11 protein-coding genes and 1 tRNA gene are annotated in these 16,606 nt (G+C 69.2%); 9 read left to right on the top strand and 3 right to left on the bottom strand.

Features of this window, described 5'->3' with window-relative positions; all coding sequences use genetic code 11:
• Positions 1-32 precede the first annotated feature (32 nt).
• On the bottom strand, positions 33-2,360 hold the full coding sequence (gene hrpB, locus ABD223_RS39145) for an ATP-dependent helicase HrpB (protein ID WP_344042595.1): 2,328 nt from the start codon (positions 2,358-2,360) through the stop codon (positions 33-35).
• A gap of 26 nt (positions 2,361-2,386) precedes the next feature.
• On the opposite strand from hrpB, the gene ABD223_RS39150 reads away from it, so the two are divergent.
• The 4 genes from ABD223_RS39150 (at position 2,387) to ABD223_RS39165 (ending at position 6,513) form a co-directional block, all read left to right on the top strand.
• Positions 2,387-3,487, top strand: a complete 1,101-nt coding sequence (locus ABD223_RS39150) for a glycosyltransferase (protein ID WP_344042597.1) — start codon at positions 2,387-2,389, stop codon at positions 3,485-3,487.
• The gene (locus ABD223_RS39155) at positions 3,480-4,292 is read left to right on the top strand and encodes a GNAT family N-acetyltransferase (RefSeq protein ID WP_344042599.1); all 813 of its coding nucleotides are present in this window, start codon (positions 3,480-3,482) and stop codon (positions 4,290-4,292) included. The genes ABD223_RS39150 and ABD223_RS39155 overlap by 8 nt, the downstream gene beginning before the upstream one ends.
• An 85-nt stretch (positions 4,293-4,377) precedes the next feature.
• On the top strand, positions 4,378-5,685 hold the full coding sequence (locus ABD223_RS39160) for an MFS transporter (protein WP_344042601.1): 1,308 nt from the start codon (positions 4,378-4,380) through the stop codon (positions 5,683-5,685).
• 69 nt (positions 5,686-5,754) lie between these two features.
• Positions 5,755-6,513, top strand: a complete 759-nt coding sequence (locus tag ABD223_RS39165) for a DsbA family protein (RefSeq protein ID WP_344042603.1) — start codon at positions 5,755-5,757, stop codon at positions 6,511-6,513.
• Here the strand turns inward: ABD223_RS39165 and ABD223_RS39170 are convergent.
• Positions 6,506-7,798 (bottom strand): phenylacetate--CoA ligase family protein, encoded by a 1,293-nt coding sequence (locus tag ABD223_RS39170; protein ID WP_344042605.1) that lies wholly within the window; start codon positions 7,796-7,798, stop codon positions 6,506-6,508. The two genes, ABD223_RS39165 and ABD223_RS39170, sit on opposite strands and share 8 nt — an antisense overlap.
• Before the next feature lie 123 nt (positions 7,799-7,921).
• Between ABD223_RS39170 and ABD223_RS39175 the strand changes: the two genes are divergently transcribed.
• The 4 genes from ABD223_RS39175 (at position 7,922) to ABD223_RS39190 (ending at position 14,597) form a co-directional block, all read left to right on the top strand.
• A tRNA-Ala gene (locus tag ABD223_RS39175) sits at positions 7,922-7,994 on the top strand.
• A 446-nt stretch (positions 7,995-8,440) separates the two neighbouring features.
• On the top strand, positions 8,441-10,186 hold the full coding sequence (locus ABD223_RS39180) for a type I restriction-modification system subunit M (protein ID WP_344042607.1): 1,746 nt from the start codon (positions 8,441-8,443) through the stop codon (positions 10,184-10,186).
• Positions 10,183-11,460 carry a restriction endonuclease subunit S gene (locus ABD223_RS39185; RefSeq protein WP_344042609.1) on the top strand — a complete coding sequence of 426 codons (1,278 nt, stop codon included), beginning with the start codon at positions 10,183-10,185 and terminating at the stop codon, positions 11,458-11,460. The genes ABD223_RS39180 and ABD223_RS39185 overlap by 4 nt, the downstream gene beginning before the upstream one ends.
• Positions 11,460-14,597, top strand: a complete 3,138-nt coding sequence (locus ABD223_RS39190) for a type I restriction endonuclease subunit R (protein WP_344042647.1) — start codon at positions 11,460-11,462, stop codon at positions 14,595-14,597. Before ABD223_RS39185 ends, ABD223_RS39190 begins: the two co-directional genes overlap by 1 nt.
• Before the next feature lie 94 nt (positions 14,598-14,691).
• Here the strand turns inward: ABD223_RS39190 and ABD223_RS39195 are convergent, their stop codons facing one another.
• On the bottom strand, positions 14,692-16,209 hold the full coding sequence (locus ABD223_RS39195) for a peptide deformylase (RefSeq protein ID WP_344042611.1): 1,518 nt from the start codon (positions 16,207-16,209) through the stop codon (positions 14,692-14,694).
• Between the two features lie 190 nt (positions 16,210-16,399).
• On the opposite strand from ABD223_RS39195, the gene ABD223_RS39200 reads away from it, so the two are divergent.
• Positions 16,400-16,561 carry an FxLD family lanthipeptide gene (locus ABD223_RS39200; protein ID WP_344042613.1) on the top strand — a complete coding sequence of 54 codons (162 nt, stop codon included), beginning with the start codon at positions 16,400-16,402 and terminating at the stop codon, positions 16,559-16,561.
• Positions 16,562-16,606: the final 45 nt, after the last annotated feature.

The raw sequence follows: 16,606 nt of genomic DNA on the forward strand, positions 1-16,606 counted from the left end.
TCGTCAAGTACTTGACGCCTTCCGTCAAGTGGTCAGCGGCGGGCGGGTGCGGCGGTCATCGGGTCCTCCGGCCACCGGTGCTTCGGGTACCGGCCCCGGAGCTCCGCCCTGACCTGCGGGTACCCGGTCCGCCAGAACGACGCGAGGTCGCCGGTCACCGCGGTCGGCCGCCCGGCCGGCGACAGCAGGTGCAGCACCACCGGCACCCGGCCACCGGCCAGGCGCGGCGTGTCGGTCCAGCCGAACACCTCCTGCACCTTCACCGGCAGCACCGGCTCGGGCCCCGAGTAGTCGACGCGGACCCGAGAGCCGGACGGCACCTCCAACCGGTCGGGCGCCAGCTCGTCGAAGCGCGCCGCCGCGGGCCACGGCAGCAGCCGCCGCACCACCTGCTCCCCGCCGATCCGCTGGAGGTCGGACCTGCGGCGCGCGTCACCGAGGTCCACGACCCCCAGCAGCGCCTCGTCCTCGACGGACGGCCACGGGTCGCCCAGCACGCGGTGCAGGAACGCCATCCGCTCGCGCGTGCGCACGCCGTCCGCGTCCCAGCGCAGCAGGCCGACGCCCTCGGCGCGCAGGCCCTCCAGCAGCGCCCGCCGCGCCGCGCCGGGATCGCGCAACGGCTTGGTCGACAGCGGGATCGCGCCGAGCCTGCGCACGCGGTTCGCCACCACGTCGCCGTCCCACCGCACGTCGTCCTCCTCGACGACCAGTGCGGGCGCGGCGGCCAGGGCCAGCTCCTCGTCGGCGCGGGCGGCCAGCCGGACCCGGCCGTGCGCGCGGCCCGGCTCGCGGTCGGCCACCGCGACGGCCAGCCACTCGGCGTCGGCCAGGCGGCTGCCCGGCGGCAGCTCCACCGCGGTGCCGCCCGCCATCAGGTAGACCGGTGAGCCGGGTGCGCGCCTGCGCGCCAACCGCTCGGGGTGCGCCAGGGCCACGACCAGCGCCGGGTCGCCGCCGTCCGGATCCCGGCCCCGCACCAGCGCGGCCAGCCTGCGCGCCTCGCGCGGGTCGGCGTCGCGCACGTCCAGCTCGACCCCGGACGACGCGCGGTCGTCGTCCAGCAGGGCCACCACCCGCGCCGCGGTGCGCGCGCCCACGGCGTCCGCGCCGTCGAGCAGCGCCCGCGCGAGCCGCGGGTGCAGGCCCAGGTCGGCCATCCGCCTGCCCCGGTCCGTCGCGCCACGCCCGTCCAGCGCGCCCAGCGCCCGCAGCACCGACCGGCCCGCGTCCAGCGCGCCCGGCGGCGGGGCGTCCCACCAGCCCAGGCCCTCGCCGTCCGGCACGCCCCAGCACGCCAGCTCCAGCGCCAACCGGGTCAGGTCGGCGGTGCGGATCTCGGGTTCCGGGTAGCGGGGCAGGGTGCCGTGCTCGTGCGCGGGCCAGCAGCGGTAGACCCGGCCCGGCGCCTCGCGGCCCGCCCGGCCCGCCCGCTGGTCGGCCACCGCCGCGCTGACCCGCACCGTGGCCAGGCCCGCCAGGCCGCGCCGGTGGTCCACCCGGGGCACCCGCGCCAGCCCCGAGTCCACCACCGCGCGCACCCCCGGCACGGTCAGGCTCGACTCGGCGATCGCGGTGGCCAGCACCACGCGCCGCCGGCCGCCGGGGCGCAGCGCCGCGTCCTGGGCGGACGCGGCCAGCCTGCCGTGCAGCGGGAGCACGTCCACGTCGTCGCCCAGCAGCGCCGCGCACCGCCGGATCTCCGCCACGCCGGGCAGGAACGCCAGCACGTCGCCGTCCACTTCGGACAGCGCCCGGCGGGTCGCGCGGGCCACGGCCGCCTCGACGCGCTCACCGCGCGCGGGCGGCGCGTGGGTCACCTCCACCGGGAACGCGCGCGCCTCCACCCGCAGCACGGGCGCGTCGCCCAGCAGCTCCGCGAGCCGGTCGGCGGCGACCGTGGCCGAGGTCGCCAGCAGCCTCAGGTCCGGCCGCAGCCCGGCCCGCGCGTCGAGCAGCAGCGCCAGCAGCAGGTCCGCGTCCAGGTGCCGCTCGTGGCACTCGTCCAGCAGCACCGTGCCGACGCCGGCCAGCTCCGGGTCGTGCTGGAGCCGCCGCACCAGCAGGCCCGAGGTCACCACCTCGACCCGGGTGTCCTTCGAGGTCCTGCGGTCGCCGCGCACCGAGTAGCCGACGGTCCGCCCGACCGGCTCGCCCAGCAGGCTCGCCATCCGCGCGGCCGCGGCGCGGGCGGCCAGCCTGCGGGGTTCGGCGACCACCACGCGGCCCTCCAGCGCGAGCGGCACCAGCGTCGTCTTGCCCGTGCCGGGCGGCGCGACCAGCACCAGCGAGCCGTGGTCGGCCAGCGTGCCGGCGATGTCGCCGAGCAGCGGGCGGATGGGCAGGTCGGGCAGCTCCACGGGAGTGAGTGTGCCAATGTTGACCCATGGGGAAATGGGGAGTCCTCGGCGCCGCGCTGACCCTGGCGCGCGCGGCGGTGGCGGTGAAGGTGTGGCGCGAGGTCGAGCGGCTGCCGGGCGAGGGCGTCCACGACGGCCCGGTGACGGTCGTGGTGCCCGCCCGCGACGAGGAGCGGACCATCGACCGCTGCCTCACCGGGCTGCGGGAGCAGGACTACCCGGACCTGCGGATCGTGGTCGTCGACGACGCCTCGACCGACCGCACCGCCGAGGTCGTGCGGCGGCACGCGGCCGAGGACCCGCGCGTGCGGCTGGTCGAGAGCGCCGGCCCGCCGTCCGGGTGGGCGGGCAAGGTGCACGCGCTGCACGTGGGCAGCGCCGACGTCGACACCGACTGGCTGCTGTACGTGGACGCCGACACCGAGGCCGCGCCGGACCTGGTCGGCAGGCTGCTCGCGGGCGCCCACCGCTGGCAGGTCGACCTGGTGTCCACCTCCGGCCGCGGCACCCGGCCCGGCCCCGGCTGGTGGCTGCTGCTGCCGCCGACCAACCAGCTGCTGTTCGAGACGACCACGATCGACGGTCGGCGCGGCATGGCGCTGGCCGTCGGCCACTGCATCCTCGTGCGGCGCGAGGCCTGCGAGCGGGCGGGCGGTTGGGCCGCGATCGCCGGGTCCCGCGCGGACGACGTGGGCTTCGCCACCCGGGTCCGCGACACCGGCGGCCGCACCCGGTACGCGGACGGCGCCGGCTCGCTGACCACCTCGGGCCTGGACGCGTTCGGCGACGCGTGGGCGTCGATGCGCAAGAGCATGGTCGCGGGCACCGACCTCTACTCGAAGGGCCCGGCCACCGCGTTCCTCGGACTGGTCACCGCGGGTGTCGCGCACGTCGCGTACGGCGCGGTGCCGCTGGTGGCGACCCTGCGCGGGTCCAAGCCGGGCCTGGTGGCGTGGCTGGCGCAGTCGCTGGCGCTGTACGCGTTCCTGCGCCGCACCGGGCAGCCGCGGGTCGCGGCGGTGCTCGGGCCGGTGGCCCCGGTGGTGTTCGGCGCGCTGTCGCTGGAGGCGGCGTGGCACGCGCTGCGCGGCACCACCCGGTGGAAGGGGCGGGGGATGCGTGGTTGACCCGCTGCGCGACCCCGACGACCCGGAGCTGCTGGACCCGTACCGGGCCCGCGAGCTGGCCGGGCTGGTGGAGGCCGCCCGGCTCGCCTCCGGCGCGGTCCGGTACGGCAAGGTCGGCCGGGTGGGCGCGGCCCAGGTCGTGGTGAACCGGGACGACCCGCTGCCCGGCGGCAACCACGCGTGCGCGGTGTACGGGTCGTCGGCCGAGGTCGCGGGCACGCTGATGCGGCTGGAGCAGACCTTCGCCGACGTGGGCCGGGCCGAGGCGGTGCTCTACGCGTCGCCGACCACCGTGGCCGAGATCGAGGGCATCGCCGACGACACCGGGTGGCACGCGGTGGAGGAGGCGCTGGCCGTGGTGCACCGGGGCCCGGCGACCGCGTCGCCCCCGGTGCGGCCCGCGCGGGACGTGGACCTGCCCGGCATCGCCGAGCTGCTGGCCGACGACCTGGGCGTGGACGGGCCGCGGCTGCTGCGGCACCTCGGGCAGCGGGCGGACGACCCGCGGTGCGCGTTCGTCGTGGTCGACGACGGCGACCGGCTCGGCGGGTTCGCCTCCGGGTTCGGCGAGCGCGGTGTCGGCCTGGTCGAGCACGTGGTGGTGCGCCCGGCCCGGCGGCGGCGCGGGCTCGGCGGCGCGCTGGTCGCGACCGCGGTGGCGGCGCTGCGGGACGCGGGCGCGCTGCTGGTGGCGGCCCACGTGGCCGAGGGCGGCGCGGGGGAGCGGTTCGCGGAGGCGTGCGGGTTCGAGGCCTGCTACCCGGTGACCGCCTATGCGCGGAGAGTGGACGAACTCCTCGATTGAGTATTTAGTTGCCGCAGCGCATATCCTTAGCAGGGCTAACGGACAACGTCCTCGGGCCTGCCGAGGGAACCGGAGGGGGAGCGCTGTGCGGGGGAGTGCCAAAGAGGCGGAGCTGAAGCTGCCGAGCGAGGTGTGGGTCCTCGTGGCGGCGAGCTTCATCATCGCCCTCGGGTTCGGCATCGTCGCGCCGGTCCTGCCCGCCTTCGCCAAGAGCTTCGACGTCGGAACGTTCGCCGTGTCCGTGGTGATCAGCTCGTTCGCCCTGGTCAGGCTCGTGTTCGCGCCGGTGAGCGGCCGGCTGGTCGACCGGTTCGGCGAGCAGCGCGTCTACATCGTCGGCATCCTCATCGTGGCCCTCGGCACCGGCGCGTGCGGCTTCGTCGGCTCGTACTGGCAGCTGCTGGCGTTCCGCTCGTTCGCGGGCATCGGCTCGACCATGTTCACCGTCGCCGCGATCGGCCTGCTGATCCGGATCACGCCGCCGCCCATGCGCGGCCGGGCGTCCGGGCTGTGGGCCACCGGGTTCCTGCTCGGCAACATCGGCGGCCCCATCGTCGGCGCGGCCCTGGTGGAGATCTCGATCGAGGCCCCGTTCATCGCCTACGCCGCCGCGCTCGTGGTCGCCGCCCTCGTGGTCTGGTGGTTCCTGCGCCGCTCCACGCTCGCCGCCCTGGACAGGTCCACCGACCAGGAGACGCTGACCGTGCGCGCCGCCGTGCGGCTGCCCGCCTACCGGGCCACGCTGGCCTCCGGGTTCACCAACGGCTGGGCGGTGTTCGGCGTGCGCATGTCGCTGGTGCCGCTGTTCGTGGTGGAGGCGCTGCGCAGCACGCCCGCCGTGGCCGGCATCTCCCTGTCGGTGTTCGCCGCGGGCAACGCCGCCACCCTGATGGTGTCCGGCAAGCTGGCCGACAGCACCGGCCGCAAGCCCGTGGCCATCGCCGGGCTCGTGGTGTCCGCGATCGGCACCGCCGGGCTGGGCCTGAGCGCCGACGTGCCCATGTTCATGATCGCCTCGCTGGTCGCGGGAGCGGGCGCCGGGCTGCTCAACCCGCCGCAGAACGCCGTGGTCGCCGACGTCATCGGCGAGAAGGCCAAGGGCGGGCCGGTGCTCGCCGCGTTCCAGATGGCCGCCGATCTCGGCGCGATCGTCGGCCCGCTGCTCGCCGGCGTGCTCGTCGACGCCTTCTCCTACCAGGCCGCGTTCACCCTGACGGGTGCGATGCTCGCCCTGTCGCTGGTGTTCTGGTTCGTCGCGCCCGAGACCCTGCCGAAGAAGGCGGAGACGCACGTCGGGGCGACGGTGGCCGGTGAGTGCGGTCGGCTCGACGAGGGCCCCGAGCTGCCCACCGGCGAGCGCCTGGCCGGCCGCCCGCGTCAGCCGGAGGCGTGACCGCTCAGGTTCCGCTCAGCATCCCTCGGTAGCCTGCGGGCGCAGCGGACCGGGAAGGACGGGCGACAAGTGGGTGGCGCGGAGCGCAACGCTCGGAAGAAGAAGCAGGCGCAGCAGGCGGCGAAGGTCGTGACGGCGGCGCGATCCGGCGGCGGCGACCGCAACAAGGTCGTCATCGGCGTGGTCGTCGTGGTGGTGCTGGCGCTGGTCGTCATCGGCGGCGTCATCTGGACCGCCCGGAGCGAGGACGACCAGGCCCTGACCCCGCCCGCGGACCTCACCGGCATCTCCGCACCGGTCGAGCGCGACGGCGCCGTCGTGGTCGTGGGCGACGAGGGCGCCAAGGCCACGATCGACCTGTACGAGGACTTCCTCTGCCCGGCGTGCCGCAACTTCAAAGAGGTCTACGGCGCGCAGATCAAGAGCGCCATCGAGGCGGGCGACCTGCGCGTGCGCTACCACGCGCTGCCGTTCCTCATCAGGTACTCCGACCCCGAGGGCTACTCGCGGGACTCGTCGAACGCGGCGCTGTGCGCGGCCGACCAGGGCGAGTTCTGGGAGTACCACGAGACGCTGTTCGCCCGGCAACCCGACGAGGGCGGCCCCGGCCACACCAAGGAAGAGCTGGTGAAGCTCGGCACGGACCTCGGCATCACCGGCGACGCGTTCAAGCAGTGCGTCGACGGCGGCGCCCACGAGGCCGAGGCCCAGTCCGGCCTCGACGAGCTGCGCGCGGGCGGCCAGTTCAAGGGCACCCCGACGGTGATGAAGGACGGTCAGGTCGTCGACTTCGGCAACGAGAACTGGTTGACCGACCTGCTCAGGTGAGCCCGGCCACCGGCGGCGGGCCACCGTCCCACCGGACCAGCCGCCGGGCCTTGCCGGTCTCCGCCCGCGGCACCGAGCCCACCGGGACGACCGCGACGCGGCACGTGACGCCGAGGCGCTCCCGGAGCGCGGCGGTGAGGTCGGGGGCCACGTCGTGCCCGCTCTCCACCACCACGCGCAACTCGGGCCGCCCGGCGTCCCGCCGGTCCTCGACGACCAGGTAGTGCGGCCCGACCCGGGCGTCCGCCAGGACCACCGCCTCGATCTCGGTGGGGAACACGTTGACACCGCGCACCACGAGCATGTCGTCCCGCCGTCCCAACAACTTGCTCATCCGCCTGAGCGTCCGCGGCGAACCCGGGACCGGAGGGGCGAGCGAGGCGACGTCGCCGGTGCGGTAGCGCAACAACGGCATCCCCGTCTTGGTCACCGTGGTGAACACCAGCTCACCCGGCGTCCCGTCCGGCACCGGCCGACCGGCCTCGTCCACCGCCTCCACCAGGAAGTGGTCCTCGGCGACGTTGAGCATGTGGTCGGAATCCAACGACTCGCACGCCACACCGGGACCGATCACCTCGGAGAGCCCGTAGATGTCCAGGGCGCGGATCCCGAGCAGCTCCTCGACCTGCCGGCGCATCCCCCCGGTCCACGGCTCGGCGCCGAACAACCCCACCCGGAACGGAGGAGCAACACCGGCGGCCCTCAAGGCCTCACCCAGGTGGATCGCGTAAGAAGGCGTGCAGCACAGCACATCGGGCTGAAGATCGGCGATGAGGCGCACCTGGCGCTCCGTCATGCCGCCCGACAAGGGAACCACGGTGGCCCCCAACCGCATCCCCCCGTGGTGCACCCCCAAGCCACCGGTGAACAGCCCGTAACCATAAGCATTGTGAACAAGACTGCGCCGCGTGACACCGGCCCCACCGAGCGCACGAGCCATCACCCCGGCCCAGATGTCAACATCCCGGGCGGTGTAAGGAACGAGCGTGGGCCGCCCGCCCGTGCCGGAAGACCCGTGGACGCACACGATGCGGTCGTCGACCTGAAAACCGAACGGGTAGTGGTCCCACAGGTCCTGTTTGGTCACGAACGGCAGGGCATGAAGGTCGTCCAAACCGACCTCGGCAGGGCGCGTGACCCCCGCATCCCGCAGCCGTGCGGCTTGGAGACCGTCGGCGTCGAGCAGGCGGGTCAGGAGCTGGCGCAACCGGCGTTCCTGGAGGGCACGCCTCACGTCCGGGGACATGCCCTCGGCTTCGGGCTCGACGAGCGGTACGGGACCCATGCACCCCGGTCTAGCAGGCCGGATGCGGGAGGGATACCCCCGATTTCGTCGGGACGGGGGTGGTGATGTACGGTATTGCCACACGAGAACGGCGGGGGAACCGGTCGGGAACGTGGGGAGTACGGGGCTGTGGCGCAGCTGGTAGCGCATCACACTGGCAGTGTGAGGGTCAGGGGTTCGAGTCCCCTCAGCTCCACAAGTGAATACGGCATATCAATCGCCCGCCGGACCTGCTGAAGCAGGTCCGGCGGGCGATCTTGCATTTTGATCCACTGTGGACGGTCGCACGCCTGACTGGAGCAAAACTGGAGCGGGGGTCGAGATCCCGCGAAATGGGGTCACGGAACTGCTCCAGGAACCTGCGTTCGTCCCGGCGGTAACCGGTGGGACCGCGGGATCCACGGGCACCGCTCGCCGGGACGACGGTGGTTCCCAGCCGATGGATGGTGTCCTGAATCTCGCGCTAACGCCGCATGCGGCCATGTCGATGACCATAGTGGACGAAGGCGAATGCCGCGTACGCAAAGATGCTCCTGTGACGCACCGGCTGCCGCGGCCTGTGCGCCGCCTGTTCGAACGGCGCGCACGGGCTCGCGCTGGGCGTCCAGCGTTCATCGTCGAGTGAGCCTCGTGAGGAGCCTTGTGAGCACCCTCGGTAGCTTCATCTGGTCGATCGCCGACCAGCTTCGGGGCCCCTACCGCCCCAACCAGTACGGCAACGTGATCCTCCCGCTCACGATCCTGCGCCGCCTCGACTGCATCCTCGAGCCCGACCGGGAGACGGTCCGGGAGTTGGCTTCGAAATACGACAACCCGAACCGGCTCAAGATCGAGGTCAAGAAGGCAACCGGCCGACCCTTCTACAACACCTCGAACTACTCCTTCGCCAACCTGCTGGCTGACGCCGACGGGCTGGCGGACAACCTCGTCGACTACATCGACCGGTTCTCGCTGGATGTCGACGTGTTCGAATACTTCGACTTCAAGAAGGAGATCTTCGTCCTGAAGAAGGCGGAGATCCTGCGCGAGGTCATCGCGTCCTTCAAGGTCATCGACCTGCATCCGGATGTCGTCTCCAACGCCGACATGGGCGACGCGTTCGAGTACATCATCCGCAAGTTCAACGAGGCCGCGAACGAGACCTCCGGTGACCACTACACCCCGCGGGACGCGATCCGACTGCTGGTGGATCTTCTCTTCGCCGAGAAAGACGTTGATCTGACCGAGGCGGGCATCATCCGCACCCTCTACGACCCTACTGCGGGCACCGGCGGCATGCTCGCCTTGGCCGAGGAGCACCTGCTCGAGCGTAACCCCGATGCGAGGCTGAGCCTGTACGGCCAGGAGTACAACCCGCAGTCGTACGCGATCTGCAAGTCCGACCTACTGGCCAAGGGCCACGACGCGTCCAACATCGCCTTCGGCAACACCCTGACCGATGATAGGTTCAAGGGCCGCCAGTTCGACTTCTGCATGTCCAACCCGCCGTACGGCGTCGACTGGAAGCAATACGCCAAGGCGGTCACGAAGGAGCGCGACGAAGCAGGCCCCTACGGCCGGTTCGCCCCCGGCCTTCCGGCGACTTCGGATGGGCAGATGCTCTTCCTGCTCCACCTGGTGCACAAGATGCGGGCGCCGGAGGACGGCGGCGGCCGGGCCGGGATCGTGATGAACGGCTCGCCGCTCTTCAATGGCGCGGCGGAGTCTGGTCCCTCCAACATTCGCAAGTGGCTGCTGGAGAACGACCTGGTCGATGCCATCGTTGCGCTGCCGACCAACATGTTCTTCAACACCGGCATCGCCACCTACATTTGGATCCTCGACAACGACAAGCGCTCCGAGCGCAAGGGCAAGGTGCAACTCATCGACGGCACCTCGTTCTGGACCAAGATGCGCAAGAACCTCGGCGCCAAGAACCGTGAACTCAGCGAGGCGGATCGCGCTAAGGTCGTGAAGCTGTACGCCGACTTCACCGACGCCGACCCCGATTACTCCAAGCTGCTGCGCAACGACGAGTTCGGTTACTGGACTATCACCGTCGAGCGCCCACTCCTCGACGAGTCCGGTCAGCCGGTTCTTGACCGTAGGGGCAAGCCTAAGTCGGACGCGAAAAAGCGCGACACCGAGAACGTTCCGTTTGGGTACGGTGGCTCGACCGTCGGTGCCGCTGGCAAGGTCGAGGTCATCCAGGCGTATTTCGACGCCGAGGTGAAGCCGCACGTCCCTGATGCTTGGATCGACTGGACCAAGGTCAAAACTGGCTACGAAATCCCTTTCACCCGTCACTTCTACAAGTACGTCCCACCCCGCCCTCTCGCTGAGATCGACGCCGACCTGGAAAAGCAGGTCACCAAGATCCTCGACCTGCTGCGGGAGATGGAGGGATGAGCATCCGGGAAGAGTTGTCGGCAGCGCCTGTAGTGCCCCTGCGGTATCTCGTGTCCTTCAATCCTCGCCCCATGTCAAACTCGGGCGGCGATGCGGTGTACCTGCCGATGGAGGCGATCTCCGAGTTCGGTCCCGTGGATACGAGCCGTCGTCGCCCGATCGACGATTTGCGTCAGGGGTACTCCTACGTGGCGAACGGTGATGTTGCGTTCGCGAAGGTGACTCCATGTTTCGAGAACGGTAAAGGCTTTGTCGCGCGTGATCTTCCGGACGGTCAAGCCTTCGCGACGACAGAAGTCACTGTGATGCGGCCGTCAGTCGAAGTCGAGGCGGACTATCTCGGTTGGATCCTCCGGTCGTCGGACTTCTTGAAGCGGGGCGAATCCCATATGACCGGGTCGGGTGGCCTCCGTCGTGTCCCTGAGACTTTTGTGGGGTCGTACTCGATTCCTCTGCCCGATCGTCGGACGCAGCGGGCCGTGGCGAAATTTCTTGACCGTGAGACCTGCCGCATCGACACGCTTATCGAGGAGCAGAGGTGCCTAATCAAAATGCTCCACGAGCGACGGCATGCACTTCGGGTACACGTGGCTCTGCACGGAACCATGCCAACTGAGGAGGTCAAGAGTGCCTTGCGGTGGGCAAACCAGCTCCCCGCTAATTGGCGCGTTGTCCCTCTGGCCTCTGTCGCTCAACTTGAAAGCGGGCACACGCCAAGTCGTTCCCGAGAAGATTGGTGGACGGACTGTTACATCCCATGGGTGAGTCTTCATGACGTCGGCACCATGCGCGGAGTCAAGTACCTTCAAGACACCAAACAGCGCATTAGCGACGCAGGACTCGCCAACAGTTCCGCACGGTTGCTTCCTGCGCGCACTGTCGTTCTCTCCCGGGACGCAACTGTGGGAAGGGCAGCGATCATGAGCGTTCCGATGGCGACGTCGCAGCACTTCGCCGCGTGGGTATGTGGACCGCTTCTCGACCCTGAGTACCTATGGGTGTTGTTCGCGGATGCGATGCAATCGTTCTTCGATTCGTTCCAGAACGGGTCGACGATCCGCACGATCGGCATGGGGGACCTCAAGGCCTTTCGTATCCCGCTCCCGCCTCTTGATGAGCAGCGGCGAATCGTCGAGTACTTGGACGAGGAGACCCCGAAGATCGACACGCTGATCGCTGAGACGGAGCGGTTCATCGAACTTTCGCGCGAGCGTCGGGCAGCGCTGATCACGGCGGCGGTGACTGGACAGGTCGATGTACAGGAGATGGCGTGATGGCAGACCACCACGAGGTCATCTTCGAAACTGAAATCTGTGAGTGCCTGGCCGATCATGGGTGGCTCTACTCAGCCGATGACACCGGCTACGACCGAGAGCGTGCGCTTTTGCCCGAGGACCTATTCGCGTGGCTGGAGGAGACTCAGCAGGCGGCGTACGTGAAGGCCCTGAGGGCGGCGGGATCGGCGGCGAAGTTTCTTGATGTGCTGGCTACGGCGCTCGACAAGCCTCTTGAGCACGGTGGCGGGACGCTGAACATCCTGCGTAACGGCGTGCAGTACATCGGTGGTGGGCGGTTGAAAATGGCGCAGTTCCGGCCCGAAACCAGCCTCAACGCGACGACGAATGAGCAGTATGCGGCAATGCGGGTGCGAGTGATGCGGCAGGTGCACTTCTCCACTGCGGACCAGCGCAGCATCGACCTGGTCTTCTTCGTCAACGGATTACCGGTGGCCACTGTCGAGTTGAAGACCGACTTCACCCAGTCCCTCGACGAGGCGATCAACCAGTACCGCAAGAACCGGAACCCGCTGACCAACGGTCGGCCAGAGCCGCTGCTGTCGTTCGGGCATCGAGCGCTAGTGCACTTCGCCGTCTCCAACGATCTGGTCGCGATGACCACCAAGTTGGAGGGCGGGAAGACGCATTTCCTGCCGTTCAACATGGGCTACAACGCTGGCGCGGGGAATCCGCCCGGCGCAAGTGGTCGGTCGGCAACGGCGTACCTGTGGGAGCGGGTCTGGGAGAAGCATGCCTGGCTCAACATCATCGGCCGACTGATGATCGTGGAGACGAAGGAGGAGTGGGACGTCGCCACCGGCACCTCGGTGCGGCGTACGAGCATGCTCTTCCCGCGATACCACCAGTGGGAGGCCGTGACGAACATCGTGGCCGCAGTGCGCGAGGAAGGGGTGGGGCAGCGCTACCTGATCGAGCACTCAGCGGGGTCGGGGAAGACGAACACCATCGCCTGGACCGCGCACCGGTTGGCGCGGCTGCATGTGAACGACCAGAAGGTCTTCGACTCGGTGATCGTGGTCGTGGACCGCACGGTGCTTGACGGGCAGCTCCAGGAGGCGATCCGGCAGATCGACGGCTCGGGAAAGATCGTGGCTACGATCAGCCCGGAGGACGTCCGCAAGGCGGGGGCGAAGTCAAAGTCCGGCCTGCTGGCCACCGCGTTGAAGAACGGCGAGCTGATCATCGCGGTGACGGTGCAGACCTTCCCGTTCGCGCTCGAGGAGATCCGGGCCGACAAGGGGCTGAAGGGCAAGCGGTTCGCGGTGATCGCGGACGAGGCGCACTCCTCGCAATCCGGTCAGATCTCCTCCAAGCTCAAGGCGGTGCTGACCGCCGAGGAGGTCAAGGAGATCGAAGAGGGCGGCTCTGTCCATGTGGAGTCGATCCTGGCCGCAGAGATGACCGAGCGGGCCGAGTCGAAGAACATCTCCTACTTCGCGTTCACCGCGACGCCGAAGAACAAGACTCTGGAGCTCTTCGGTCGCAAGGGCCCTGACGGGAAGCCGGTCGAGTTCCACCTCTACTCGATGCGGCAGGCGATCGAGGAGGGCTACATCCTCGACGTGCTCAGGGGCTACCAGTCCTACGACACCGCGTTGAAGATCGCAGGTCAGGCCGAGAGCGGCGATGGCAGCGAGGTGGTGGAGGAGGCCGCAGCGCGGAAGGGGCTGATGCGGTGGGTGAAGCTGCACCCCACCAACATCAGCCAGAAGGTGCAGATCATCGTCGAGCACTTCCACGTCAACGTCGCCCACTTGCTGGAGGGCAAGGCGAAGGCGATGGTCGTGACCGACTCGCGCAAGGCCGCGGTGAAGTACAAGAAGGCGATCGACGCCTACATCGCCAAGCGCGCCGCCCAGGACGCCTCGTACAACTACGGCACCCTGGTCGCCTTCTCCGGTTCGGTGACGATGGCCGAGGACGAGGAGTGGGTCTCGGACTGGGGGCCGCAGCCGAGCAAGGACGACGAGTTCACCGAGGCCAACCTGAACCCCGGCGCTGGCTCGGACCTGGCCGCCGCCTTCAAGGGCACGACGTACAAGGTCATGCTGGTCGCCAACAAGTTCCAGACCGGGTTCGACCAGCCGCTGCTCTCGGCGATGTACGTCGACAAGAAGCTCTCCGGGGTCGCTGCGGTGCAGACGCTCTCGCGGCTCAACCGCACCCACCGCACCGCAGGTGGGGAGCAGAAGCGCAAGACGTTCGTCATCGACTTCGTGAACAAGCCCGAGGACATCCGAACCGCGTTCGAGCCGTACTTCACCAACGCCACCCTAGAGACCGAAACCGACCCGTACGTCGTGTTCCACCTCTCCACCAAGCTCGATCAGGCTGGGATCTACACGCCGGAGCAGGTGCGCGAAGTCGCTGGCCTGTGGGTGACCCGGAAGGGCAACAACGCGCTCTCGGCCGCGATCAGTCCTGCCAAGAACGAGTTCGCCCGCCGCTACGCGGCCGCGATCGAGGCTGACGACAAGGTCATCCTCAATACCCTCGACCTGTTTCGCAAGGACGTCTCCACCTTCGTCCGGCTCTACGACTTCATGAGTCAGATCGTCGACTACGGCGACGCGTACATGGAGATGCTGTCGATCTTCCTGCGGCTCCTGGAGAAGGTCATCGCAGACTCGTCCTGGGCCGCGGAGGTCGACCTTTCCGATGTGGTCCTGGTCGGGGTCAAGCACAGCAAGGGGACCGCCGTCGACATCTCGCTGACCGGTGACGGTGAGCTGAAGGGGATCGGCGCTGCGGGCACCGGCACCCGGAAGGAGCCGAAGTACGTCGCCCTCCAGGTCGTCATCGACAAGATGAACGACCTCTTCGGCGCTGAGTCGTTCACCGCGTCGCAGGTCCGTGAGTTCGTGCAGGGACTGGTGCAGCGGTTGCTCACCTACCCGAACCTGATCAATCAGACCAAGGTCAACTCGAAGAAGCAGTTTATGGAGTCGCAGGACTTCCAGATGGCCGTCACAGAGGCGGTCGTCGACAACCAAGAAGCTCACAACACCATGGCCGACTATTTCTTCAGCGATGGACCTGGCATCAACGCTGTCATCATGGCCCTCGCAGACGCCTTCTACGAGGCCGCGATCGATCAGCAGACGGACGTATGAGCGGCCCGCCCTGCAGAGCAGTTCGCTTCGGGGCCAGCCGTGGACCATTAGTCACGCGAGGTTCTTCCGCTGCCGCTGCCTAGAACACTGCGAGTCACGAGGAACCGCTGTAGTTCCAGGTTTGGCCGGTGCCTCGGTACTGCTCGATCGGGATGGGATGGCGGCCTTCGGGAAGGTGATCGTGGCAGAGGGTGCCGTGGAGGTGGTCGACTTCGTGGGCGACCAGACGGGCCATGCCGCGGTCGAAGACGGTGATCTTCTTCTTGCCGGTGATGTCGGTGTGCTCGACGTGGATTTGCATTGGCCGGGGGATCAGGCAGCGGACGTCGAAGAAGCTCAGGCAGCCCTCGTATTGCTCGTCGATCTCGGTGCCGTTTTCGATGACCGTGGGGTTGAGCAGGGTGATCGGCTGGTCGGTGCCGGGTGGACGGACGAGGGCGGCGGCGCGGTCGATGCCGATCTGGGGCGCGGCGATGCCCATGCCCTTGCCGAAGGTGTGGGCGTGGGCGATGCGTTCGGCTGCGGAGTGCAACTCGGTGATGACCCGGCGGGCGTCCTCGGCCTCAGCAGGCAGGTCGAAGGGGCGGGCGGTGCGACGCAGCAGCGGGTCCCCGTCCTGGACCACGCCGAGTGCGGCCATGGTTTTGCTGGGGCGCGCGGGGGTGGTGTCGGTGGTCGTTCGGCTGCGGAAGTCCCATTCGAGCCGGTAGCGGGCGTGCAGGGGCGGGTCCTGGCAAGACCAGGCGAAGATCACCCGGTCGTGGTCGATGGTGCGGTCGATGGCGGTGGGGAAGGGCATGGCCTCGGCGGTCATGGAGGTGTGCAGGCCCCACACCACCGGGGTGAGGTCGGCGGGGAAGTTCAGCGAGACCGACAGCTTCGCGGTGGGCAACCGGATGGCGCGTTGGAACCAGTTGCCCCAGTGCTCGTCGCGGACGGTGTACTCGTATTCGATCCAGGTCGACTCGCCGGGGTAGAGCGGAAAGTGGCCGGTGTCGCCGGCGAAGTGCAGCCAGACTTCCTTGAAGGCGTCACGGTCGTGGTGGGCGCTCCAGCCCATCGGTTCGGACCGGTCCTGGCCGTGCCAGGCGTGCAGGCCGATCTCGTCCCAGGTGAGCGGGTTCTCGCTGTAGAGGCGGTTGGACCGTTCGGGGTCGCCGGGGTAGCGGTCGACGGAGATGCGGATGAGGTAGCGGGTGATGGGCTCGGTACCGCCGTTGACCAGGTGGCGACGTTGGGTGAGCCGGTAGGTGTGCCCGTCGTAGTGCAGGGTGGCGTCGTCGTGGTCGACCACTAGGCTGCCCGCTGCGGACTGGTCGGTAGGGAATGGCAGCGGCGGACGGGACTTGCCGGTACGACCGGCTTCGAACTCGCGGAACGCGGTGCGCAGCGCACCGCCTGACTTCAGCGCGGCGTCGGCGTGCAGCGCGAACTCCCGTGACGGGCGCTCGTGGCCGGACTCCACTTTGGACACGTATGAGCGGTCGTAGCCCATCAGCTTCGCCAGCGCGGTGCGGGACAGGCTCCGCACGTCACGCCAACGGGTGAGTTCCGCCGCGAAGGCGTTGGTCTCACCGCTGTCTCCGCCCGTCGAACGCGCCCCGCCGGTCACGACAACACCCCCGCTTTCTCCGACTGTGAGTGGGCGTGAACCCACCGTGAGTCACCGCTCAGCCTAGAGGCACACCCAAGCCGGCTGGTGTCGTGGAGTGCGATCACACGTGGCGACAGACCGCCTCTGGGCTGCACCGCCCGTCGGGTCGATGCCAATCCACCCGGAACGGTGAAGGGAACCACTGCTCATGACGACGACGGAAATGCCCACTCACGACGACCCTTTCGCGCTCGATCTGCGCGTCATCACCGACATGCCCGCGGACCCGGCGCTGAACGCCTGCACCAACGGCACTGACGACGGCTGTGACCCGACGTGCGCCTCGGCGTGCGTCACCGGGGGCGTCTGAGGCCCCGACCGCTCGCGGGGCCGGGTGTCCTCCGGCCCCGTTCCG

It is taken from the genome of Saccharothrix xinjiangensis (assembly GCF_039527585.1).
GTDB classification, from domain to species: domain Bacteria; phylum Actinomycetota; class Actinomycetes; order Mycobacteriales; family Pseudonocardiaceae; genus Actinosynnema; species Actinosynnema xinjiangensis.